Annotated in this window: 17 protein-coding genes and 1 pseudogene; 4 read left to right on the top strand and 14 right to left on the bottom strand. The window is 71.6% G+C overall.

Annotated features, from left to right (window positions below):
* Positions 1-146: 146 nt before the first annotated feature.
* Positions 147-1,550, bottom strand: coding sequence for an MFS transporter (locus tag AB0L21_RS37975; protein WP_365788594.1), 1,404 nt, complete (start codon positions 1,548-1,550; stop codon positions 147-149).
* 399 nt (positions 1,551-1,949) lie between these two features.
* On the opposite strand from AB0L21_RS37975, the pseudogene AB0L21_RS37970 reads away from it, so the two are divergent.
* The 3 genes and pseudogenes from AB0L21_RS37970 to AB0L21_RS37960 form a co-directional block, all read left to right on the top strand.
* Positions 1,950-2,135, top strand: a pseudogene (locus AB0L21_RS37970) (IclR family transcriptional regulator C-terminal domain-containing protein); the annotation flags it as partial.
* A gap of 82 nt (positions 2,136-2,217) precedes the next feature.
* A complete protein-coding gene (locus AB0L21_RS37965) occupies positions 2,218-2,448 on the top strand; it encodes an IclR family transcriptional regulator C-terminal domain-containing protein (RefSeq protein WP_365788596.1) in 231 nt (76 codons plus the stop codon).
* 157 nt (positions 2,449-2,605) lie between these two features.
* Entirely contained in the window at positions 2,606-3,403 is a 798-nt protein-coding gene (locus AB0L21_RS37960) for an IclR family transcriptional regulator (RefSeq protein WP_365788593.1), read from the top strand.
* On the opposite strand, the gene AB0L21_RS37955 is transcribed toward AB0L21_RS37960, so the two are convergent.
* From AB0L21_RS37955 to AB0L21_RS37895, 13 genes are all read right to left on the bottom strand, one after another.
* Complete coding sequence (locus AB0L21_RS37955; protein ID WP_365788592.1) at positions 3,391-5,718, bottom strand: FdhF/YdeP family oxidoreductase; 2,328 nt, start codon at positions 5,716-5,718, stop codon at positions 3,391-3,393. The two genes, AB0L21_RS37960 and AB0L21_RS37955, sit on opposite strands and share 13 nt — an antisense overlap.
* A 31-nt stretch (positions 5,719-5,749) precedes the next feature.
* Positions 5,750-6,583, bottom strand: coding sequence for a dihydropteroate synthase (gene folP / locus AB0L21_RS37950; protein WP_365710591.1), 834 nt, complete (start codon positions 6,581-6,583; stop codon positions 5,750-5,752).
* 74 nt (positions 6,584-6,657) lie between these two features.
* Entirely contained in the window at positions 6,658-7,035 is a 378-nt protein-coding gene (locus AB0L21_RS37945) for a bifunctional 3-phenylpropionate/cinnamic acid dioxygenase ferredoxin subunit (RefSeq protein WP_365710561.1), read from the bottom strand.
* A 21-nt stretch (positions 7,036-7,056) separates the two neighbouring features.
* The gene (locus tag AB0L21_RS37940) at positions 7,057-7,689 is read right to left on the bottom strand and encodes a sarcosine oxidase subunit gamma family protein (protein WP_365710563.1); all 633 of its coding nucleotides are present in this window, start codon (positions 7,687-7,689) and stop codon (positions 7,057-7,059) included.
* Positions 7,682-10,909: a sarcosine oxidase subunit alpha family protein gene (locus AB0L21_RS37935; RefSeq protein ID WP_365788591.1), complete on the bottom strand. Its 3,228-nt coding sequence runs from the start codon at positions 10,907-10,909 to the stop codon at positions 7,682-7,684. The genes AB0L21_RS37940 and AB0L21_RS37935 overlap by 8 nt, the downstream gene beginning before the upstream one ends.
* Before the next feature lie 11 nt (positions 10,910-10,920).
* Positions 10,921-12,153 (bottom strand): sarcosine oxidase subunit beta family protein, encoded by a 1,233-nt coding sequence (locus AB0L21_RS37930; protein ID WP_365788590.1) that lies wholly within the window; start codon positions 12,151-12,153, stop codon positions 10,921-10,923.
* Positions 12,150-13,433, bottom strand: a complete 1,284-nt coding sequence (glyA, locus tag AB0L21_RS37925) for a serine hydroxymethyltransferase (protein WP_365710569.1) — start codon at positions 13,431-13,433, stop codon at positions 12,150-12,152. Before glyA ends, AB0L21_RS37930 begins: the two co-directional genes overlap by 4 nt.
* Positions 13,430-14,290: a bifunctional methylenetetrahydrofolate dehydrogenase/methenyltetrahydrofolate cyclohydrolase gene (locus tag AB0L21_RS37920; protein WP_365788595.1), complete on the bottom strand. Its 861-nt coding sequence runs from the start codon at positions 14,288-14,290 to the stop codon at positions 13,430-13,432. Before AB0L21_RS37920 ends, glyA begins: the two co-directional genes overlap by 4 nt.
* A 34-nt stretch (positions 14,291-14,324) precedes the next feature.
* Positions 14,325-16,763 (bottom strand): FAD-dependent oxidoreductase, encoded by a 2,439-nt coding sequence (locus tag AB0L21_RS37915; RefSeq protein ID WP_365788589.1) that lies wholly within the window; start codon positions 16,761-16,763, stop codon positions 14,325-14,327.
* 231 nt (positions 16,764-16,994) lie between these two features.
* Positions 16,995-17,954, bottom strand: coding sequence for an ABC transporter substrate-binding protein (locus tag AB0L21_RS37910; RefSeq protein WP_365710575.1), 960 nt, complete (start codon positions 17,952-17,954; stop codon positions 16,995-16,997).
* Between the two features lie 13 nt (positions 17,955-17,967).
* Positions 17,968-19,968 (bottom strand): ABC transporter permease subunit, encoded by a 2,001-nt coding sequence (locus tag AB0L21_RS37905; protein ID WP_365788588.1) that lies wholly within the window; start codon positions 19,966-19,968, stop codon positions 17,968-17,970.
* Complete coding sequence (locus AB0L21_RS37900) at positions 19,968-21,059, bottom strand: glycine betaine/L-proline ABC transporter ATP-binding protein (protein ID WP_365788587.1); 1,092 nt, start codon at positions 21,057-21,059, stop codon at positions 19,968-19,970. Before AB0L21_RS37900 ends, AB0L21_RS37905 begins: the two co-directional genes overlap by 1 nt.
* 20 nt (positions 21,060-21,079) lie before the next feature.
* Complete coding sequence (locus AB0L21_RS37895; RefSeq protein WP_365788586.1) at positions 21,080-22,549, bottom strand: aldehyde dehydrogenase family protein; 1,470 nt, start codon at positions 22,547-22,549, stop codon at positions 21,080-21,082.
* A gap of 207 nt (positions 22,550-22,756) precedes the next feature.
* Between AB0L21_RS37895 and purU the strand changes: the two genes are divergently transcribed.
* Positions 22,757-23,629, top strand: coding sequence for a formyltetrahydrofolate deformylase (gene purU, locus AB0L21_RS37890; protein ID WP_365788585.1), 873 nt, complete (start codon positions 22,757-22,759; stop codon positions 23,627-23,629).
* Positions 23,630-23,758: the final 129 nt, after the last annotated feature.

The following is a 23,758-nucleotide window of genomic DNA, read 5'->3' as shown; positions in this document are numbered from 1 at the left end:
CGCGACGCCATGCACGCACTCTCGCCGCACCGGGCCCCGACCCAAGTACATCCAGTACGAGGGCCGGGGCCCGGCACGCCGAGAGCACGCACCTGGCGCCGCGCGGCCCGCCCTCCGGGCGGACGACGGGAGTTTGACGACAGGACCTAGAGGTCACCCGCCCGGACGCTGTCACGGTGCCGCCCGGCGGCCCCCGAGGACCGCGGGGAACTGCCGGGCAGGGCGCTCGTCTCGGCGAGTGTGCGTCCCCGCGTCTCCTCGGCCCACACGACGGACACCAGCAGACCCACCAGGGTGATGCCGGCGCCGATCAGCATGGTCGCGCCGGTGCCCAGCCTGTCGAGGGAGATGGGCAGCAGATAGGTGCCCGCGGCGGCCCCGACACGACTGATCGAGGTGGCCACGCCGCCCGCGGTGGCCCTGATGCCGGTGGGGAACAGCTCGTTGGGATACGTCCACTCGAGCACCGTCGGACCGCCCGAGAAGAGGGCGTAGGCGCAGAAGCAGGCGACGACCACCGCGACGGGCAGCGCGGAACCGCCGCCCAGCACCGCGAGCGGGATCACCATCAGCGCGAACGACCACACGATGACCGGACGCCGCCCCACCCGGTCCACCAGCCGCAGCGCGGGGATACAGCCCAGCACGAACACGATGCTGATGAGGGCCGAGCCCAGATTGCCGGCGTTGCCCTCGCCGAGGCCGAAGGAGCCCAGGATGGTGGGACCGAAGGTGTACAGGGCGAACATCGGGGTGATCTGACACATGTAGAACAGGCCGCAGAACAGGGTCCGCCGCAGGTACACGCCCTGGAAGAGGTCCCGGAACCGGTTCTGCTCCACGGACCGCTCGGCCTCCGCGGCGGCGACCATGTCCCCCAGCGGGACAGTGCGGCCGAGGGCCTTCTCGATGGCCTTCTGCGCGTCGGCGGGACGCCCCTTGTTCACCAGCCACAGCGGGGACTCGGGCGTGCCGATGCGCATCAGCAGGATCACGGCGCTCAGCACGGCGCCCGACGCGAGCATCCACCGCCAGGTTCCGGGTCCGCCGATCTCGGCCATGACGTAGCCGACGACATAGGCGGCCGCCGCTCCGACGTACCAGGCGAGGATGAGGACGCCGAGCAGCCGGCCCCGGTGCCGGCCCGGCACCCACTCGGCCAGGAGGGACGTCGCGATCGGATAGTCGGCTCCGATGGCCACGCCGAGCACGAAGCGCAGCAGGACGAGCTGCCAGGTCTCCCCGGCGAACACCGACAGCGCCGAGACGACGACCAGGACGGCCAGGTCGATGGTGTACATCACCTCGCGCCCGAGCTTGTCGGTGAGGGCACCGAAGACCAGCCCTCCGACGAAGATGCCGACCAGGGCGGCGGCGCCGATGAGGCTCTCGTCCCCCGTGGACAGGTTCAGCTCGCCGCTCATGCCGACGAGGGCGACGCCGATGATGCTGAGCAGATATCCGTCCAGGAAGGGGCCGCCCGCACACGCCCAGGTGAGTTTTCGGTGGAACCTGCTCATCGGCGCCTCTTCGATGGCACGGATGGACATCTGACCTCCCGGGGGATCGGGGATTTGTTGCGCTGAGCGAAACGCGTCTCTTGAAACGGAACATCGATCCTGTGTCGGCGTCAAGACAAGTCGCTGAAGCTCTTGTAACTTCCAGCCCCCTCCGCCCCGCCCTTGACGGCACCTCAGTCCCGCCATCATGTTGCGTATTGCGCTATGCGTTCTGGACAGCGAGACAGTCCCGCATGAGGAGACCCATCACCGGCACCTGGGAGTGCGCACCAGCACAAGTCGACGGCGTCACGGCTCGCCACCGCACTGGAGCTGCGCGGGCTGATCACGCAGACGGAGGAGCGCGGGAAGTACCGGCTCGGACTCGGGCTGATCCGCCTCGCCGGTGCCGTCCGCGTCCGGCTGAACCTGTCCCGGCAGAGCCGCCCGGTGTGCGAGGAGTTGGCGGCTGAGATCGCGGAGACCGTCAACCTGGCCGTCCTGGACCGCGACACCGTCATCAACATCGACCAGGTGATCGGCCCCTCCGCCATCACCACGCACAACTGGCTCGGGCGGCGCACCCCGCTGCACGCCACCTCCAGCGGCAAGGTGCTGCTGGCACACCTGCCCGAACCCGCACTCGACGACAGACAGCGGTACACCTGGAGCGCTACACCCAGCACACGGTCACCGATCCCGGCACGCTCGCACCCAGCTGACGCAGATCCGCGCGGACGGCTTCGCGTACAGCGTGGAGGAGCTGGAGACGGGGCTGAACGCGGTCGCCGCACCCGTCCTCACCCTGGGCGGCCAGGTGGTGGCCGCGCTCAGCGCCTCGGGACCGTCGTTCCGGTTCACCGAGCGGCGGCTGCGGGAGGCCGCCGCCGCGGTGCGGGCCGCGGCCGAGGAGATCTCTGGCCGGCTGGGGCACTTCGGTCAGCCCTGAGCCGCGTGACCCGGCCGGCCGCCGACGGCCCCGGCGGAGCCTTCCCTTCCGGGTGGGATACCGCCGGAGCCGTCGTATAGTCTCTCGCCGCGTCAGCCGGTGGCCTTCCCCCCGCATTCCCCTGATCTTAGACCCCGCACGTGCTTATAGTTGCGTCATGAGCAACTACACGGCAGAGAGCGAGACAGCCGCTCCCGCGGCCGGCGGGGTGCAGTCCGTCGACCGTGCCGTCAGCGTGCTGGAGATCCTCGCCCAGCGCGGCGAGGCCGGCGTCAGTGAGGTGGCCGCCGAGATCGACGTCCACAAGTCGACCGCGTTCCGCCTGCTGGGCGCCCTGGAGGCGCGCGGCCTGGTGGAGCAGTCCGGCGAGCGCGGCAAGTACCGGCTCGGCTTCGGCATCGTACGGCTCGCGAGCGCGGTCACGGGCCGGCTCGACATCACCCAGCAGGGGCATCCGGTCTGCGAGCGGCTCGCCGAGGAGATCGGCGAGACCGTCAACATCGCCGTCCTCCAGGAGCACTACGCCGTCAACCTCTACGAGGTGCGCGGCCCCGGCGCGGTCGGCGCGCACAACTGGGTCGGCCAGCTGACCCCGCTGCACGCCACGTCCAGCGGCAAGATCCTGCTCGCGTATCTGCCGGACAAGGAGCGCGCCGAGGTGCTCGCGGCAGCCGAGCTGCGGAAGCTGACCCCGCACACGATCACCGCGAGGACCAGACTGGAGAAGCACCTCGCCGAGGCCCGCGAGCGCGGCTACGCGGTGACGCTGGAGGAGCTGGAGGTCGGCCTGCACGCCATGGCGGCGCCGGTCCGCGCCCACCACGGCGAGGTCGTCGCCGCCCTCAGCGCCTCCGGCCCCGCGTACCGCTTCACCGAGGAGCGCATCCGCGAACTCGCCCCGGTCCTGATCGAGGGCGCGGACGAGATCAGCCGCCGGATGGGCTACGCCGGCTGATCGCCGCCGTGCGGCTGGTCCCCCGTGCGCGGCTCCAGGCGTACGACGACGCTCTTGGACGTCGGCGTGTTGGAGGTGTCGGCCACGGACTCCAGCGGCACGAGCACGTTGGCCTCGGGGAAGTAGGCCGCGCAGCAGCCGCGGGGAGTGTCGTAGGCGACGGCACGGAAGGCCTCCGCTCGCCGTTCCGGGCCGTCCTGCCACTCGCTGACGATGTCCACGTGGTCGCCGTCGGCCAGCCCGCGGTCGGCGAGGTCGCCGGGGTGGACGAGGACCACCCGGCGCCCCCGGTGGATGCCGCGATAACGGTCGTCGAGGCCGTAGATCGTGGTGTTGTACTGGTCGTGGCTGCGCAGCGTCTGCAGCAGCAGCCGGCCGGGCGGGACGCGCAGCACCGCCACCGCGTTCACCGTGAAGTTGGCCCTGCCGGTGGCCGTGGGGAAGCGTCGCTCGTCGCGGGGCGCGTGCGGCAGGGTGAAGCCGCCGGGGCGCCGTACCCGCGTGTTGAAGTCCTCGAAGCCGGGCACGACCCGGGCGATGCTGTCGCGGACGGCGTCGTAGTCGGCCTCGAAGGCCGCCCAGGGCACGCGGTCGTCCGGGCCGAACAGGCGGCGGGCGAGACGGCAGACGATGTCCGGCTCGGAGCGCAGGTGCGCGGAGGCGGGCGGCAGGCCGCCCCGTGAGGCGTGCACCATGCTCATCGAGTCTTCGACGGTGACGAACCGTTCCGCGCCGTCCGGTCCCCGGTCCCGCTCGGTGCGGCCCAGGGTGGGCAGGATGAGTGCCTCGTCGCCGCACACCGCGTGGGAGCGGTTGAGCTTGGTGGAGACGTGGACGGTGAGCCGGCAGGCGCGCAGGGCCCGCTCGGTGGCGGCCGTGTCGGGGGCCGCGGAGACGAAGTTGCCGCCCATCGCGAAGAAGACCTTCACCTCTTTGGTGCCCATGGCCCGGATCGTCTCCACCGCGTCGAAGCCGTGCCGGCGGGGCGGCTCGAAGCCGAACTCGTCGCGCAGCGCGTCGAGGAACCCGGGATCGGGCTTCTCGTAGATGCCCATGGTGCGGTCGCCCTGCACGTTGGAGTGTCCGCGCACGGGGCACACCCCGGCGCCGGGCCGGCCGATGTTGCCGCGCAGCAACAGGAAGTTGACGACTTCGCGGATGGTGGGCACGGAGTGCTTGTGCTGGGTCAGCCCCATGGCCCAGCACACCACGACGGACCGTGCGGACAGCACGTCGGCGGCGGTCGCCTCGATCTCCTCGCGCGTGAGCCCGGTCGCCTCCGCGACGGCGTCCCAGTCGAGCTTGCCCAGGTGGGCGGCGTAGTCCTCGAAGCCGTAGGTGTGCGCGGCGATGAAGTCGTGGTCGAGGACCGTGCCGGGCGCGGCCTCCTCGGCGTCCAGCAGCAGCCGGGACAGGGCCTGGAAGAGCGCGAGGTCGCCGCCGAGCCGGATCTGCAGGAAGCGGTCGGCGAGGGTGGTGCCCTTCCCGGCGACACCGCGGGTGTTCTGCGGGTTCCTGAAGCGAAGCAGCCCGGCCTCGCGCAGCGGGTTCACCGCGATCACGCGCGCCCCGCGCCCCTTGGCCTTCTCCAGCGCGGAGAGCATCCGCGGATGGTTGGTGCCCGGGTTCTGACCGACGACGAAGATCAGGTCGGCGTCGTGCAGGTCGTCGAGATGGACGCTGCCCTTGCCGACGCCGATCGTCTCGCCGAGCGCCGAACCGCTCGACTCGTGGCACATGTTGGAGCAGTCCGGCAGGTTGTTGGTGCCGAACCGTCTGACCAGCAGCTGGTAGAGATAGGCCGCCTCGTTGGAGGTGCGGCCCGAGGTGTAGAACGCTGCCTCGTCGGGGCTGTCCAGCCGCTCCAGCTCACGGGCGACGACGTCGAACGCCGTCTCCCAGCTGACGGGCACGTACGTCGGTGAACCGGCCGGCTTGTACATCGGCTCGGTGAGGCGGCCCTGCTGGCCCAGCCAGTAGTCGCTGCGCCCGGCCAGCTCGCTCACCGGGTGCGCGGCGAAGAACTCCGGTGTCACCCGGCGGACCGTGGCCTCCTCGGCGACGGCCTTGGCGCCGTTCTCGCAGAACTCGAAGGTGCTGCGGTGGTCGCCTTCGGGCCAGGCGCAGCCCGGGCAGTCGAAGCCCTGCTTCTGGTTGACCTTCAGCAGGGTCAGCGCGGTGCGCCGGACGCCCATCTGGTCGTGGCCCATGCGCAGGGCCTTGGTCACCGCGGGGACCCCGGCGGCCCATGTCTTGGGCTCGGTCACCTCCAGGGCGTCCTCGCCGGGTTCCTCGCGGGGCGCCTTGCGTGCCATGTCTGTCTCTCCTCGTCGGTATGGACTGCTCTCAGGCGCCCAGGCGTTGCGCCGGCGTCCGCGCGGTCGCCTCCACGCCCCAGCGGGCGGTCACCCGGACCGCGTCGAGCGTCGAGGGCACGTCGTGCACGCGCAGGCACCAGACGCCGTGGGCGGCGGCCAGCACCGACACGGCGGCCGTCGCGGCGTCCCGCTGCCCGGCCGGGCGGGCCCGGCCCGTCGTCGGGTCGGCCAGCAGCCGGCCCAGGAACGACTTGCGGGACGCGCCCACGAGGACGGGGTGGCCGAGGGCGCCGATCTCGTCCAGACGGCCCAGCAGCTCCCAGTTGTGCGCGCCGGACTTGGCGAAGCCCAGCCCGGGGTCGACGATCAGCCGGCCCGGCCGGACGCCGGCCCGCAGCGCGGCGTCGATCCGCAGGCGCAGTTCGTCGGCCACCTCGGTGACCACGTCGCCGTAGACGGCGTTCGCCTGCATGCCGGCGGCGTGGCCACGCCAGTGCATCACCACGTACGGGGTGTCGGCCCGGGCCATCAGCGGCAGCATCGCGGGGTCGGCGAGGCCGCCGGAGACGTCGTTGACCAGCCGCGCTCCCGCGTCGAGGGCGCGGGCGGCGACCTCGGCGCGCATGGTGTCGACGCTGACGACGGCGCCCGCCGCGGCGAGTTCCCGTATGACGGGCAGGACGCGCCGCAGCTCCTCCTCGGCCGTGGGGCGTGCGGCGCCGGGGCGGGTGGACTCGCCGCCCACGTCGACGATGTCGGCGCCCTGTTCGAGCAGGGCGAACCCGTGGGCGACGGCCGCCTCCGCGGCGAACGAGCGTCCGCCGTCGGAGAACGAGTCGGGCGTGACGTTCAGGACGCCCATGACCAGGGTCCGGCCGGGCCGGGGCAGCCCGTCGGGGTGGAACTCCGGTGTGCCGGGGCACGCCGGGAAACGCTTCACGCGGCGCCCCCGCCGACCGGGGTCGCACCGAGCTTCGCGGCCACGCAGGAGGGCGGCAGGTTCGGCGGGGCCCCGGAGAGCTTGACGTGGATCACGCCGTCCTGGACGACGACCTCGTGGGTGCGCACGGGCAGGCGCGCGGGCGGGGCGTCCACGGCGCCGGTGCGCAGGTCGAACTTCGAGGCGTGCAAGGGGCATTCGACCTCGCAGCCCTCCAGCCAGCCGTCGGCGAGCGAGGCGTCCTGGTGGGTGCAGGTGTCGTCGATGGCGTACAGCTCACCGTCGTCGGTGTGGAACACCGTCACCGGCGGGTCGATGTCGAGCCGGAACGCCTCACCACGGGGCAGATCGGCGAGAGGGCACACGGGAATCATGTTGACCACCTGGATCCGTAATCAGGAGAGGTGCTGCACGGAAGGCAGCGTCGTCGAGTGCTCCACGGCCGCGTCCAGCAGCCAGTCCGTCAGATAGCCGGCGAAGGAGGAGCGCACCAGCACCCAGAAACCGGCCCGGTCCTCGTCGCGGGCCACGAGGACGACCTGGGTGCGGGCCAGGTTCGTCTGGGCGCAGCGGCCGGGCCCGAAGGCGCGCGGGTGGAGGTCCAGGGCGCAGCCGTGGGCCAGCAGGTCGCGGGCGCGGGGGCCGGCGACCAGGAGGGTGGTGCGCTGGGCGGAGACGTCGGTCACGGAGACCGGTTCGTCCCCGGCCGCCGCGCGGATACGGGCCTGAAGGTCCCGTTGGGTGCCGGGCAGGCCCACGACCAGCCACTCGTCGGGACCGAGCCACAGCGCGGTGAGTTCTCCGGACCGTACGACGGTGTTCGGTTCCAGCGGCAGCTGGAACCCCAGGGCGAGGCCCACGGCCTCCGCCGCCGGGCTCTTGGCGTCGAGACGGACGTTCACCTGGGCCAGGAAGGGCAGTTCGGCCAGGCGGATCGCGCCGCCGGTGGAGCGCGTCGTGGCGGCCAGGCGGTCGGCGACGTGCGCCAGGGGGCTGCGCTGCCGTACGGACGGGGCGGTGTCAGCCATCGCGGCGGGCTCCCTCGGGGTCGTAGAGGACGGGGCTGGCTACGGTCACCGGGACCAGCCGGTCGTCGACGGGCGCGTAGAGGCGTTCGCCGATGCGGTCCCGGCCGCCCTTGATCAGGGCGAGCGCGAAGGCCCGGCCGAGCGCGGCGCTGCGGTAGCTGGAGGTGACGTGCCCGAGCATCGGGACGGGCGGGGCGGGCAGCACGCTGTCGGCGACCAGCTGGGTGCCCTCGGGCAGGAGGTCGGCCGGGTCCTCGGGCAGGAGAGCGACGAGGTGCTTGCGGTCCGGGCGGACGGTGTCGGCGCGGGCGTAGGAGCGCTTGCCGATGAAGTCGGGCTTCTTCTTCGACACCGCCCAGCTCATGCCGAGGTCGTGCGGAGTGACCGTGCCGTCGGTGTCCTGGCCGATGATCGGGTAGCCCTTCTCGGCGCGCAGGACGTGCATGGTCTCGGTGCCGTACGGGGTGATGCCGTACGGGGCGCCCGCCTCGTACAGCGCCTCCCACAGGGCGAGGGCGTCCCAGGGCGAGACGTTGATCTCGTAGGCGAGTTCGCCGGAGAAGGAGATCCGGCAGACCCTCGCCTCGATGCCGGCCACGGTCGTCTCCCGCCAGGCCATGAACGGGAAGTCCTCGTTCGACACGGCCAGTTGGGGAGCGAGGGAGCCGAGGACCGCACGGGACCGGGGGCCGACCAGGGCCACGGTCGCCCACTGCTCGGTGACCGAGGTGCAGTGGACGCGCAGGTGGGGCCACTCGGTCTGGAGCCACTCCTCCATCCAGTCCAGGACGGCCGCCGCGTTGCCGGTGGTCGTGGTGACCAGGAAGCGGTCCTCGGCGAGCCGGATGACCGTGCCGTCGTCGAACACCATGCCGTCCGGACGGCACATGACGCCGTAGCGGATCATGCCGGTCTTCAGGGTGCTCATCATGTTGGTGTAGAGCAGGTCGAGGAAGGCGCCGGCGTCGGGGCCCTGTACGTCGATCTTGCCGAGGGTGGAGGCGTCCATGAAGGCCACGCCCTCCCGGGCGGCCCGGCACTCGCGCAGCACCGCGGTCTCCATGTCCTCGCCGGCTCGCGGGTAGTACCAGGGCCGCTTCCACTGGCCGACGTTCTCGAACAGGGCTCCCTGCTCGACGTGCCAGGGGTGCAGGGGGGTGGTGCGGACGGGGTCGCTCAGCGTGCCCCGGTCGCGGCCGGCGAGGGCGGCGAAGGAAACGGGTGTGTACGGCGGCCGGAACGTGGGCAGCCCGAGCGCCGAGACGTCCACGCCGAGCAGCTCGGCCACGACACCGCTGGCCAGGACACCGGCCGTCCTGCCCTGGTCGCCTCCCGTGCCGGCCGTGGTGTAGCGCTTGGTGTGCTCCACCGACCGCAGGCCCGCGCCGGTCGCCCGTGCCAGGTCGTCGACGGTGACATCGCGCTGGAGGTCGACGAACCGGGGGGCGCCGGTGGCGGTGGGGACGGTGAAGACCTGCATGGGCGGCGTGTACGGCGGGACGGTCACGGCCGGGAGGACGGGGGTCTCGGCGGTGTAGCCCTCCGCCTCGACGGCGCGGGCGCCTGCCGCCGCGCCCTCTTCGAGGACGGCGGCGAGGTCGAAGGTGCCGTTGGCGCTGCCCGCGGCCTCCACCGCCTGACGGCAGCTGTCGGGCACGAAGGTGCCCAGGGTGTCGTCGTGGCGGAGTGTGCCGCCCGCCTGGCTGTAGAGGTGTGCCACCGGGTTCCAGCCGCCGGAGACCAGCAGCAGGTCGACGGCGAACTCCCGCTGACCGGCGGACTCGCCGTACCGGGCGACCGTCACGGACGTGAGGCGGGCCGCGCCCTCGGTGCCGGTGACGGCGTGTCCGGCGAGCACCTCGATCCCGGCGGACCGGGCACGCTCGGCCCACTCCCCCGGCTCGGCACGGGTGTCGACGATCGCCGCGATGCCCACGCCGGCGGCGGCGAGGTCGAGGGCGGCGGCGTAGGCACTGTCGTTGGTGGTGAACACGACCGCGTGCCGTCCGGCCAGGACGCCGTAGCGGTGCAGGTACGTACGGGCCGCGGCGGCCAGCATCACGCCGGGGCGGTCGTTGTCGCCGAACGCCAGCGAACGCTCGTGGGCGCCGGTCGCGAGGACGACCCGCCGGGCGCGGATACGCCAGACGCGTTCGCGGGAGACGTGGCCGGGAGCCTCGGCGCCGAGGTGATTGGTGCGGCGCTCGACGGCGAGGAGGTGGTTGTCGTCGTAGTGGCCGAAGACGGTGGTGCGGGGCAGGACGCGGACCTCGGGGGCCGCTTCGAGCAGGGCGCGGGTGGCCGCCACCCAGTCGAGGTGCCCGCCGGTGCCGAGGAGGCTGCCACCGGGCTCGGGCTGGTCGTCGGCGAGAATGACGCGGGCGCCGGTGCGGGCCGCCGCGGCCGCTGCCGCGAGGCCGGCCGGGCCTGCGCCGACGACCAGCAGGTCGCAGTGGGCGTGTACGGCGTCGTAGCGGGCCGGGTCGGGTTCGGTGGCGAGGCGGCCCTGGCCCGGGAGGCTGCTCGCGACCAGGCCGTCGTACAGTTCGACGGTCGTGGCGGGGAGCATGGGTTCCGGGAAGGGGGCCTCGATCTGGATGACGGCGTTGGGCTCTTCCACGCCGGCGGAGAAGATGCCCCGGGGGCGGCCGAGCTTGATGCTGGTGCCGGCCTGTATGACGCCGTTGGCGAGGAGGGCGGAGGCGAGGGTGTCGCCTCGGCAGCCCTGGTATTCGGTGCCGTCGAAGGTGAAGGTGAGGGGGGCTTCGCGGTCGATGCGGCCGCCGGTGGGGGTGCGGAACGGGGCCTGAAGGGGCTCCGTCCCGTTTACTGCGCCAGGGATCTCCGCTCCCTGGACCCAGGTCGGCTCTGGACGGGCCTCGTCCTCCAGCGCGGTACGGGCTTGTGTCACTGTGCGAGGCTGAGATGCGACCGGCCGCGGCTCCACGCTCTCCGGGCGGTTCTCCCCCACCCGGTACACCGCGAGGATCTCGTTCGTCGCCGTGTCGCGGACCGCGTTGAACCAGCGGCGGCAGCCCGCCGCGTGGCTCCAGCGTTCGGCGAAGGGGCCCTTGGGGTTGTCGCGGAAGAAGAGGTAGCGGGCCCACTCCTCGTCGGTGAGGGCGGAGGGGTCCTGGGGATAGGAGACGTGGGCCTGGCCGCCGTAGTGGAACTCGGCCTCGTCGCGGGGCCCGCACCACGGGCAGGAGATGAGCAGCATGGTTGGGCTCCCTAGTGGGCCACCGCGGCGGCGCCGTGCTCGTCGACGAGCGCGCCGGTGGTGAAACGGTCGAGCGAGAAGGGGGCGTTCAGGGCGTGGGGCGTGTCGTGGGCGATGGTGTGGGCGTAGACCCAGCCGACGCCCGGGGTGGCCTTGAAGCCGCCGGTTCCCCACCCGCAGTTGAGGTAGAGGTTGTCGACCGGGGAGAGGCCGACGATCGGTGAGGCGTCGGGGCTGACGTCCACGATGCCGCCCCAGGTGCGGAGCACGTGGGCGCGGGCGAAGACCGGGAAGAGTTCCAGGGCCGCCGACATCTGTTCCTCGATGATGTGGAACGCGCCGCGCTGGGTGTACGAGTTGTACGCGTCGATGCCCGCGCCCATCACCAGCTCGCCCTTGTGCGCCTGGCTGACGTACACGTGGACGGCGTTGGACATGACGACCGTGGGGTGGACCGGCTCCAGCAACTCCGACACCAGGGCCTGCAACGGGTGGCTCTGGACGGGCAGTTCGATGCCCGCCATCGCCGCCAGCACCGAGGTGTGGCCGGCCGAGCACAGGGCGACCTTGCCCGCGGCGATCGGGCCGCGGGTGGTCTGTACGCCGACCACCCGGCCGTCGATCACATCCAGGCCCGTGACCTCGCAGTTCTGGATGATGTCGATACCTGCGGCGTCGGCGGAGCGGGCGAAGCCCCAGGCGACGTAGTCGTGCTTGGCGATGCCGGCGCGCGGCTGGTAGGTCGCGCCGAGGACCGGGTAGCGCACGTCGGGTGACGTGTTGACGATCGGGCAGACCTCCTTCACCCCGTCGGCGTCGAGCCACTCGGCGTCCACGCCGTTCAGGCGGTTCGCCTCGACGCGGCGCACGCTGTCGCGGACGTCCTGGAGGCTGTGGGCGAGGTTCAGTACACCGCGCTGGGAGAAGAGGATCGGGTAGTCCAGCTCCTCCTCCAGGCCCTCCCAGAGCTTGAGCGCGTGCTCGTAGATGCCGGCGCTCTCGTCCCAGAGGTAGTTGGAGCGGATGATCGTGGTGTTGCGGGCCATGTTGCCGCCCGCGAGCCAGCCCTTCTCCAGAACGGCCACGTTGGTGATGCCGTGGTTCTTGGCCAGGTAGTGGGCGGTGGCCAGGCCGTGGCCGCCGCCGCCCACGATGACGACGTCGTACGACCGCTCGGGGTCGGGGTTGCGCCAGAGGAAGTCGGGGTGGTCGGGGAGGCCGGCGCCGGGGGTGCGGGGGCTCATCGGGCGTCACCGTTTTCCGAGAGGTGCGGGTACAGCGGGTGCTTGGCGGCCAGCGCCTGCGTGCGGGCCCGCAGCGCGGGGACGTCCGGGTCGGGCTGGAGGGCCAGCGCGATGACGTCGGCGACCTCGGCGAAGTCGTCCTCGGTGAAGCCCCTGGTGGCCAGGGCCGGGGTGCCGATGCGCAGGCCGGAGGTGACCATCGGCGGGCGCGGGTCGAAGGGGACGGCGTTGCGGTTGACGGTGATGCCGGTCTCGTGGAGGAGGTCCTCGGCGCTGCGGCCGTCCAGCGAGGAGTCCCGGAGGTCCACGAGGACGAGGTGGACGTCCGTGCCGCCGGTCAGCACCTTCACCCCGGCCGCGGCGGCGTCGGGCCGCGTGAGGCGCTCGGCGAGGATGCGGGCGCCGGCCAGCGTGCGGGCCTGGCGTTCGGCGAACGCGGGCGACGCGGCGACTTTGAAGGAGACCGCCTTCGCGGCGATGACGTGCTCCAGCGGGCCGCCCTGCATGCCGGGGAACACCGCCGAGTTGATCTTCTTGGAGAGGTCGGCGTCGTCGGTGAGGATGACGCCGCCGCGGGGGCCGCCCAGCGTCTTGTGCGTCGTGGTGGTGACCACGTGCGCGTGCGGGACGGGGCTCGGGTGGAGTCCGGCGGCGACCAGTCCGGCGAAGTGCGCCATGTCGACCATGAGGAGGGCGCCGACCTCGTCGGCGATCCGGCGGAAGGCCGCGAAGTCCAGCTGCCTGGGGTACGCCGACCAGCCCGCGATGATCATCTTGGGGCGGTGTTCCTTGGCGAGCCGCTCCACCTCGTCCAGGTCGACGAGGTTGTCGGCCTCGGAGACGTGGTACGGCACGACGTTGAGCATCTTGCCGCTGTAGTTGATGCGCATGCCGTGCGTGAGGTGGCCGCCATGGGCGAGATCGAGGCCGAGTATCGTGTCGCCGGGCCGCAACAGGGCGAAGAAGACAGCGGTGTTGGCCTGTGCGCCCGAGTGTGGCTGGACGTTGGCGTACGCCGCCCCGAACAGGTCCTTGACCCGCTCGATGGCCAGCCGCTCGGTGACGTCGACGTGTTCGCAGCCGCCGTAGTAGCGGCGGCCGGGGTAGCCCTCGGCGTACTTGTTGGTGGCGACCGAGCCCTGCGCCTCCATCACCGCGGAGGGCGCGAAGTTCTCGGAGGCGATCATCTCCAGCGTGTTCTGCTGGCGGTGCAGCTCGGCACGGAGGGCGGCGTGGACCTCGGGGTCCAGTTCGGCCAGCGGGGTGTTCAGCACGTTCATACGGTGTTCGCGTTCCTCTCGGCGGCCTCGACGACGTTGGCGAGCAACATCGCCCGGGTCATGGGGCCCACGCCCCCGGGCATCGGTGCGACCCACCCGGCGACCTGGGCGGCCTCCGGGTCGACGTCACCGACGAGCCCGTGGCCGGTGCGGGTGATGCCGACGTCCAGGACGGCCGCGCCGGGGCGCAGCATGTCCTTGGTGATCAGTCCGGGTGAGCCGGCCGCGGCGACGACGATGTCCGCCTCGCGTACATGCCAGGCCAGGCCCTTGGTTCCGGTGTGGCACAGGGTCACGGTGGAGTTCTCCGACCTGCGCGTGAGCAGCAGTCCGATCGGCCGTCCGACGGTGATCCCCCGGCCGACGACGCACACCCGCGCTCCGGCGAGTGGTACGTCGTGGCGGCGCAGCAGTTCCACGATGCCGCGCGGGGTGCAGGGCAGCGGCGCGTCGACGCCGAGGACCAGCCGGCCGAGGTTGACGGGGTGCAGTCCGTCGGCGTCCTTGGCGGGGTCCATGCGTGCCAGCACGGCGTTGGTGTCCAGGTGCCCCGGGAGCGGCAGCTGGACGATGTAGCCGGTGCAGGCCGGGTCGGCGTTGAGTTCGTCGACGACGTCCTCGACCTGCCGCTGGGTGGCGTCGGCGGGCAGTTCCCGGCGCAGGGAGGTGATGCCCACCTGCGCGCAGTCGCGGTGCTTTCCGGCGACGTAGGCGTGGCTTCCGGGGTCGTCGCCGACCAGGACGGTGCCGAGTCCCGGCGGGCGGCCGGTCGTGGCGGTCACCTTGGCGACGCGCCCGGCGAGTTCACGGCGGACGGCGGCGGCAGTCGCCTTGCCGTCGAGCAGTTGCGCGGTCATCGTCTTCCCTCGGTCAGCCATGGATTCCCCCGGGTCAGCCACGGAGGCGGGACATGGTCGGGTCGAACAGCGGCTCCTCGGCGACGACCGCCGCCACGCGCTGGTCGAAGTAGCCGATCTCCAGAGCGGTGCCCGGCGTCGCCAGCTCCGCCGGGAGCCAGGCGTACGCGATGCCCTTGCCGATCGTGTAGCCGTACGCGGCGCTGGTGACGTAGCCGACGGCGCGGGCGCCGTCGTACACCGGCTCCTTGCCCAGGACGACCGCCTGCGGGTCGTCGACGGTGAGGCAGGTCAGCTTCCGCCGCACATCGGTCTTACGGCGCTCCAGCGCCTCCCTGCCGATGAAGTCGCCCTTGTCGAGCTTGACGGCGAAGCCGACGCCGGCCTCGTAGGGGTCGTGCTCGTAGGTCATGTCGGTGCCGAAGGAGCGGTAGCCCTTCTCCAGGCGGAGGCTGTTGAAGGCGCCGCGGCCGGCGACGATGCCGCCGAGGGGTTCGGCGGCGGCCCACAGGGTGTCCCAGAGCTTCCGGCCGAGGTCGGCGGTGGTGTACAGCTCCCAGCCCAGCTCGCCGACGTACGACAGGCGCATGGCCGTCACGGGCACGGAGCCGATGTGGGCGCGCTTGGCGCGGAAGTACTTCAGGCCGTCGTTGGAGAAGTCGTCGTCCGTCAGCTGCTGGAGCACCTTGCGGGCGAGCGGCCCCCACAGGCCGATGCAGCAGGTGCCGGGCGTGATGTCGCGGACCTGGACCGTCCCGTCGGCCGGCAGGTGACGGGTGAACCAGTCGAGGTCCAGGTTGCCGTTGGCGCCGACCTGGAAGACGTCGCGGGCGAGGCGGGCGACGGTGATGTCGCTGCGGATGCCGCCGTCGTGGTCGAGGAGCAGCGTGTACGTGACCGAGCCGACGGACTTGGCGACCTTGCCGGTGCACAGGCGCTCCAGGAAGTCGGCGGCACCCGGGCCGCTCACCTCCAGGCGCTTCAGGGCCGTCATGTCGTACATGGCGACGGTCTCGCGGGTGACCTGGGCCTCGGCGCCGACGATCGGGGACCAGAACCGCGCGGCCCAGTCGTTGGGGGTGTGGATGGTGCGGCCCTCGACCAGGTGGGCGTTGGCCTCGTACCACTGCGGGCGCTCCCAGCCGTTGGCCTCCAGGAAGAACGCGCCGTGTTCCTGCTGGCGTGCGTAGAAGGGGCTGGTGCGGATCGGGCGGGGTTCGCCGGACGGCTGGAGGGGGTGGAGGATGTCGTAGACCTCTTCGAAGTTCCGGCAGTCGCGGGCGAGGACGTACTCCGGGGTGAGCTGGTGCGGCTCGAAGCGGTTGACGTCGCACTCGTGCAGGTCGAACGAGGAGCAGTGGCCGTCGACCAGCCACTCGGCGACGGCCCGGCCGACGCCCGCGGAGTGGGTGACCCAGACGGCCTCGGCGACCCAGAAGCCCTTGACGTCAGGGGACTCGCCGAGCAGCGGGTAGCCGTCGGTGGTGAAGGAGAACAGGCCGTTGATGCCCTCCTCGACCTTCGCCTCCTGGGTCGCGGGGAGCAGCGACCGGGTCTCGGTCCAGGCGTCCTCGAAGTCCTCCTCGGTGAACTTGAGGACCGAGGGCATCTCGTCGGCCTCGTCGAACGACAGGATGTCGTCGGCGGAGATCGGCATGGGGCGGTGGCCGTAGTAGCCGATGCCGAGGCCGTCGTAGCGGTCGCGGTAGTAGAGGTCGGCGTCCTGGTGGCGCAGGATCGGGCGGACCGCCTCCTCGGTCTGGCCGGCGAGGGCGGGGACCGGGCCGGTCCAGGCGAGCTGGTGGGCGAGTGGGGTGAGCGGCAGGTTCATGCCGACCATGCGGGCGATCCTCGGGCCCCAGATGCCGGCGCAGCACACGACGATGTCGGCGTCCAGCTCGCCCCGGTCGGTCACCACGCCGGTGATCCGGCCCTCGCTCTGCCGGATGTCCAGGACCTCGTGGCGCGCCAGGAAGCGCACGCCGCGTTCGGTGGCCCGGCGGATCTGCGCCTCGACGGCGAGCACGGCCTTGGCGAGGCCGTCGGTCGGCACGAGGAGGCCGCCGAGGACCTTGTCCCGGTTCACCAGCGGGTGCTGCTCGACGCACTCCTCGGGGGTGAGGATGCGCGACTCGATGCCCCAGGCGGTGATCCAGCCGTGGCGGCGGTGCAGTTCGGCGAGGCGTTCGGGGGTCGTGGCCACCTCCAGGCCGCCGACCTGGAGGAAACAGGGCCGGCCGTCCACGTCCAGGGAGCAGAACTTCTCGACGGTGTAACGCGCCAGCTCCGTCATGGTCTTCGAGGGGTTCGTCTGGAAGACCAGGCCCGGGGCGTGCGAGGTGGACCCTCCGGTGGCCGGGAGGGGGCCCTGGTCGACCACGGTCACTTCGGTCCAGCCGCGTGCGGAGATCTCGTCCGCGAGGGCCGCTCCCACGACGCCCGCTCCGATGATGACCACTCGGGGTCCCGCCATCGTCCCAACCTCCGAACTCGACACCGCTTCAGTTGCTTTCTGCGCAACTCGATTCAGGTTGCGCAACTCAATGTGCCCGTCCCACGGAGGGGTGTCAAGGGGTGCGTGACGTCGGAAAACAGCCCGAAACACGGCGACGCCCGGCGGGCGGCGCGCCACACGTGTGCACACCGCCCGCCGGGCGTCGACGACCTGCCGAACCGGGCCGCTGGGCCCGTTGATCCACCGCCGCTACTTGATCCAGGCGTCCACCTTGTCGCGGTGGGCCGCCACCCACTTCTCGGCCGCCGCCTCGGGGGACATCTTGTCCACCGCGATGTACTTGGCCACGGTGTTCTGGTCGCCGTTGGTCCAGGTGAAGTTCTTGACCAGGTCGTAGGCCGGGCTGCCGGACTTGGCGAACCTCGCGCTGACGATCTTGTCCAGCTTGAACACGGGGTAGTCGCACGCGATCTTCTGCGGGTCGGCGTCGCAGCCGGCCTTGTACGCCGGCAGCTTGACCTTGACGAGCGGCACCTCGGAGATGAACCACTGGGGTTCGTAGAAGTAGCCGATCATCCACTCCTTGTTCTTCTCCGCCTTGCGGAAGGCCTGGATGAGCGCGGTCTCGCTGCCCGCGTACACGACCTTGAAGTCCAGTTTCAGGTTCTTCACCAGAGCCTCGTCGTTGGTGACGAACGACGGGTCGCCGTCGAGGAGTTGCCCCTTGCCGCCGGACTCGGAGGTCTTGAACCGGTCCGCGTACTTGTCGAGGTTCCTCCAGTCGAGGATGTCCGGGTGCGCCTTGGCCAGCCACGGCGGCACGTACCAGCCGATGCGTCCGTCGTTGCCGGTCGGACCGGCGTCGACGGCGGTCTTCTGGCCGGTGATGTACTTCTTTCTCAGGTCGTCGTGGCCCCAGTTCTCGATGACGGCGTCGACCTCGCCGGTGCCGAAGCCCTGCCAGGCGATCTCCTCCTTCAGGTCCTTCTGGACCACCTTGCAGCCGAGGTCGTGCTCCGCGACGTGGGCGACGACCGCCGCGTTGGCCTCGTAGCCCACCCACGGGTTGACCGCGAGGTTGAAGGTGCCGCACTTGCCGGGGCCGCCCGCGCCCGACGTCTCCTCCCCGACCTTCGCGCCGCCGCAGGCGGTGAGGGTGAGGCCGAGGACGGCCAGGCCGGCCGCTCCGGTTCGCCAGTGTCCTGCCATGGTGTGCTGCTCCTTACGCACCGGTACGCCGTGCCGCTGCCTGTGTGATCCGGTCGAACATGACTCCGAGAAGGACGATGGCCAGCCCCGCCGCGAGCCCCTTCCCGTACAACTGGCCCTGCGAGAAGCCGGCCACGACGTCGTAGCCGAGGGCGCCCGCGCCGACGAGGCCGCCCACGACGACCATCGACAGCACGTAGATCAGGCCCTGGTTGGTGGCGAGGGTCAGGGCGCCGCGCGCCATCGGCAGCTGCACCTTGGTGATGATCTGCCAGGTGTTGCATCCGGCGGAGGTGGCCGCCTCCACAGTGGTCTGCGGGACGTTGCGCACCCCGTCCGCGATGATCTTGATGGCCACGGGTGCCGCGTAGACGACGGCGGCGACGATGGCCGTGAAGCGGGTCGCGCCGAACAGTGCCAGGAACGGCACCAGATAGACGAAGGGCGGCATGACCTGGGCGGCGTCGAGCGTGGGCCGCAGCACCCGGTCCACGCGCGGGCTGCGGCCCATCCACACCCCGAAGCCGACGCCGAGCACCATGACCAGCACGGTGGCGACCACGGTCGAGGCCATGGTGGTCATGCTGTCCGACCACACTCCGGTGCCGACCAGCAGGCCCACGCAGACCGCCGCCGAGACCCCGGCGCGCCAGCCGCCCAGCACCGCCCCGAGCCCGATCAGCGCCGCGCCGACCAGCCACCACGGGGAGTCGGTGAGCAGCGCCTGGAACGGGTTGAGCAGGCCGGTGGTGAGGGCGTCGCGGAAGGCGTTGGTCATGCCCGACAGGTTGTCCTGCGCCCACGTGGTCGCCGAGTCGGCGGCCCGCGCGATGGAGGTGCCCAGGTCGCCCTCGCCCGGGTAGTCGGCGGCCCACACGTAGGTGTGCGACAGGTGGACCAGCACGGCCGTGACCGCCGCTCCCGCTCCCAGCAGCGGTCGCCGCCATGCCAGGACGCGGCTTCCGGCGCGCCGGGCCGACTCCTCGCGTCCGGCGGCCGCGGTGGTGACGCGGTCCAGTACGACAGCCATGACGACGATGGCGAGCCCGGCGTTGAACGCGGTGCCGACGTCGAGGGACTGCAAGGCCTGGACGACGGTCTTGCCGAGGCCGGGCGCGTCGATCAGGGCCGCGATGGTCACCATGGCCAGAGCGGCCATGATGGTCTGGTTGACGCCCATCACCACGGTCCGCTTGGACATCGGCAGCAGCACCTTCAGCAGCGCCTGCCGGCGGGTGGCGCCGAGGGAGTCGGCGGCCTCCACGGTCGTCCCGGGGACGGAGCGGACGGCGTGCGCGGTGATGCGGATCGCGGGAGGGGCCGCGTAGATCAGGGTGGCGATCGTGGCGGAGGCCGGGCCGATGAGGAAGAACAGGGTCAGCGGGGCCAGATAGACGAAGGTCGGCATCGTCTGCATGAAGTCCAGGAAGGGCGTGACGATCCGGTTGAACCGGTCGGACAGGCCTGCCCACACCCCCAGCGGCAGCGCGACCAGCAGTGCGACCAGCACCGCGGACAGCGTGAGCGCCAGCGTGTCCATGCCCTCCTGCCACAGGCCCTGCAGCCCGATGAAGGTGAAGCCCGCCACGGTCAGCAGCGCGACCCGCCAGTTGCCGACGGCCCAGGAGACGTAGCCGGCGATCCCGACGACGCCCAGCCAGCCGATCTGCGGGACCGGACGGCCCTGAGGCGGCTGGGAGATCAGCTCTTGGACGAAGGTCACCAGGGTGTCGATGACAAGGCGGATCTCGTTGAAGAAGTACAGGAAGAGAGGGTTCGAGTTGCGGTCGGCGCCGACGGAGTCGTTGACGTCGTTGAACCAGCGGTGCAGATCGGTGAGTTCGGCCGCCGCGAGCGTCAGCGTCTGCCGGCCGCGCAGCACGGCGAACAGCACCAGCCAGGCGACCACGACGGCCGCGACCAGCACCGGACGGCTGACCCTGCGCACGCGGGGCGCGGGGGCCGTCGCCTCGGCCGGCCGGGTCGTGTCGGGCTTCTCCAGGACGGTCGTCATCACGCGCCGCCTTCCTGCCCGGCCACCACCGCGAGGATCTCCTCGTCGCCGACGATGCCGAGCAGCCGGCCGTCCTCCACGACCTTGACCGGCCGGTCGGCGGCGAGGACCGCCCGGGTGGCCTCGCGCACCACGACGTCCGGGCCGAGCTCCGGCCCGTCGAGTTCGTCGCTCTCCTCGACGGGCCGCATGATCCACCGCAGGGTGAGCACGTCGCCGCGCGGCACGTCCTTGACGAACTCGCGGACGTAGTCGTCGGCCGGAGCCCCGACGAGTTCGTCGCCGGTTCCGCACTGGACCGTCTTGCCGTCGCGCATGATGAGGATCCGGTCGCCCAGCTTGAGCGCCTCGGACAGGTCGTGGGTGATGAACACCATGGTCTTGCCCACCTCGTGGTGCAGCCGGACGACCTCGCTCTGCATGTCGCGGCGGATCAGCGGGTCGAGAGCGGAGAACGGCTCGTCGAAGAGCAGGACGTCCGGGTCGCCGGCCAGGGCGCGGGCGAGACCGACGCGCTGCTGCATACCGCCGGAGAGCTGGTCGGGGTAGGACTTCTCGTACCCGGCGAGGCCCACCAGTTCGACGGCTTCCATCGCCTTCCTGGTGCGCTCGGCCCGGCCCATGCCGCGGATCTCCAGGCCGAAGGCCACGTTGTCGACGACCCGGCGGTGCGGCAGCAGCCCGAAGTGCTGGAACACCATGGAGAACTTGCGGCGGCGCAGCTCGCGCAGCCGCTTGGCGTCGGCGCCTCGGATGTCCTCGCCCTCGAACACGATCTCGCCCGCGGTGGGTTCGATCAGCCGGGTGAGACATCGCACCAGGGTCGACTTGCCGGAGCCGGACAGACCCATGACGACGAAGACCTCGCCGGGCGACACCTCGAAGTTCACATCGCGCACAGCGGCGGTGCAGCCGGTGCGGTCCATGAGTTCACGGCGGGTCAGCCCGCACAGCTCCTCGGAGGCCGGCACCTGGTCGGCCTTGGGCCCGAACACCTTCCACAGCCGGCGCACGGAGATGACCGGCGTGCGGTCCTGGGGGTCCTGGGACGTGTCGCGCCGCTGCGACACCTCGGTCTGCGTTGGGGTCACGATCCGCCTCTTTTCGGCGTTCAGCCGCGGAACCAGTGCTGCGGCCGAGGTTGGATGTTCTGCCAGACATGCTTGGGCTCTCGGTACTCGTCGAGGCCGGCCGGTCCCAGCTCACGGCCTACACCCGAATGCCCGAACCCACCCCATTCCGCCTGCGGCACATAGGGGTGGTAGTCGTTGATCCAGACGGTGCCGTGGCGCAGCCGTCGGGCGACCCGCTGGGCCCTGCCCGCGTCCTGCGTCCACACGGCGCCGGCCAGACCGTACTCGGTGTCGTTGGCGATGCGGACGGCGTCGTCCTCGTCGGTGAAACGCTCGACGGTGAGGACGGGTCCGAAGGACTCCTCGTGCACCACGCGCATGTCCTGCCGGCACTCGTCGAGGACGGTGGGCGGGTAGTAGAACCCGCCTGCCAGTGCCGGGTCGGCGGGCCGCTCGCCGCCGCAGCGCAGTACGGCGCCCTCGGCGATGCCCGCGGCCACGTACGCCTCGACCTTCTCCAGGTGCTGTGCGGAGATCAGCGCCCCGGTCTCGGCCTCGGGGTCGAACGGGCCACCGAGCCGGATGAGCCGGGCGCGGCGTACGACCTCGTCGACGAAGGCGTCGTGGAGGGAGTCCTCGACGACGAGGCGGGCGCCGGCGGAGCAGACCTGTCCGGAGTGCAGGAAGACGGCGGTGAGCGCGAAGTCGACCGCGGTGTCGAAGTCGGCGTCGGCGAAGACCACGTTGGGGTTCTTGCCGCCCAGCTCCAGGGCGACCTTCTTCACGGTCGCCGCCGCGGCGGCCATGATGCGGCGGCCGGTCGCCAGGCCCCCGGTGAAGGACACCATGTCGACGTCCGGGTGCTCGGCGAGCGGCGCCCCCACCTCGGCGCCGGCGCCCAGCACGAGGTTGGCCGCGCCGGCCGGCAGCCCCGCCTCCTCCAGCGCCCGCATCAGCAGGACGGAGGTGGAGGGCGTCAGCTCACTGGGTTTCAGCACGACGGTGTTGCCCGCGAGGAGCGCGGGGGCGACCTTCCAGGAGGCCTGCAGCAGCGGGTAGTTCCAGGGGGTGATCAGCGCGCAGACGCCGACGGGCTCGTAGGTGACCCGGCTGAGGGCGTCGTCGCGGCCGGTGTCGACCACCCGGCCGGCGCTGGTGCCGGCGATGCCGCCGTAGTAGCGGAAGCAGGAGACGACGTCGGCGATGTCGTACTCGCTCTCCACCAGGCGTTTGCCGGTGTCGAGCGACTCGGCGCGGGCGAACTCCTTGCTGTCGCGCTCGACGATGTCGGCGGTGCGCAGGAGCAGGGCGCCGCGCTCGCGCTCGGGGGTGCGCGGCCAGGGGCCCTCGTCGAAGGCGCGCCGGGCGGCGGCGATCGCGTTCTCGGTGTCGGCGCGTGTCCCCTCGGACACGGTCGCGACCGGCGATCCGTCGGCGGGGCAGCGGATCTCGCGGTGACCTCCGGCCACCGCCTCGCGCCACTCTCCGTCCACATACAGGTCTGCCACGGCGGAGCCCTTCGCCCGGATGCGTTGCGCACTGCGCACCGCATTGCTTGTGGAGGAACCCTGTCCGAACGGCCGACCAACGTCAAGAGGTCCCGTCGTTTTTGCGCGGGCCGAACGTCCCGGGGCTTGACCGACGGGCACACCGGAGCCGACTATGTTGCGCATAGCTCACCATGTTGCGCATTACGCACCGAGCGGAGGCCTCGCATGTCCCCTCGACCGCAGCCCGGCGACGGGTACGTCCTCACCTTCTCCTGCCCCGACCAGGCCGGACTGGTCCATGCCGTGAGCGGCTTCCTCGTCAGGAACTCGGGCAACATCCTGCAGAGCCAGCAGTTCGACGACCGCCTTCAGGGCCGCTTCTTCATGAGAGTCCACTTCGATGTGTCGGATCCCGACATCACGCTGGAACAACTGCGTTACCGCTTCGGCGCCGTCGCCGAGGCACACCACATCTCCTGGACCCTCCGGGACGCGGCGACACCGACCAGGACGCTGATCATGGTGTCCAGGTTCGGCCACTGCCTGAACGACCTGCTCTTCCGCCGCAGTTCCGGCGCCCTGAACATCGAGATCCCGGCGATCGTCTCCAACCACCGGGACTTCGAGGGCCTGGCGGAGACCTACGGCGTCCCGTTCCACCACATCCCGGTGACCAGGGACACCAAGCCCGAGGCCGAGGCCCGGCTGCTGGAACTCGTCCGGGAACTGGATGTCGACCTGGTGGTCCTGGCCCGCTACATGCAGGTCCTCTCCGACGACCTGTGCAAGGAACTGGAGGGCCGCAGCATCAACATCCACCACTCGTTCCTGCCGAGCTTCAAGGGGGCCAAGCCCTACCAGCAGGCCCATGAGCGCGGGGTGAAGCTGGTGGGCGCCACGGCCCACTACGTCACCCCGGACCTGGACGAGGGCCAGATCATCGAGCAGGACGTGGTCCGGGTGGACCACGCCCTCGACCCCGACGACCTCGTCACCGTCGGCCGCGACGTGGAGGCCCAGGTCCTGGCCCGCGCCGTGAAGTGGCACACCGAGAGCCGCGTGATGGTGGACGGCAACCGCACCGTCGTCTTCCGCTGAGCACAGGCCCGGGCGGGGGGGGGGGGGGGGGGCGGCCCCCCCCCCCCCCGGAGGTTAAACACCCCCCCGCCGGGGGCGGCGCAAAGCACCGCCCCACACCCCCCCACCCCCCAGGCGACCCAGGGGCCG

The sequence above is a fragment of the Streptomyces sp. NPDC052721 genome (assembly GCF_040678315.1).
Taxonomy (GTDB): Bacteria; Actinomycetota; Actinomycetes; order Streptomycetales; family Streptomycetaceae; genus Streptomyces.
This window is presented reverse-complemented; position numbering and strand designations above follow the sequence as displayed.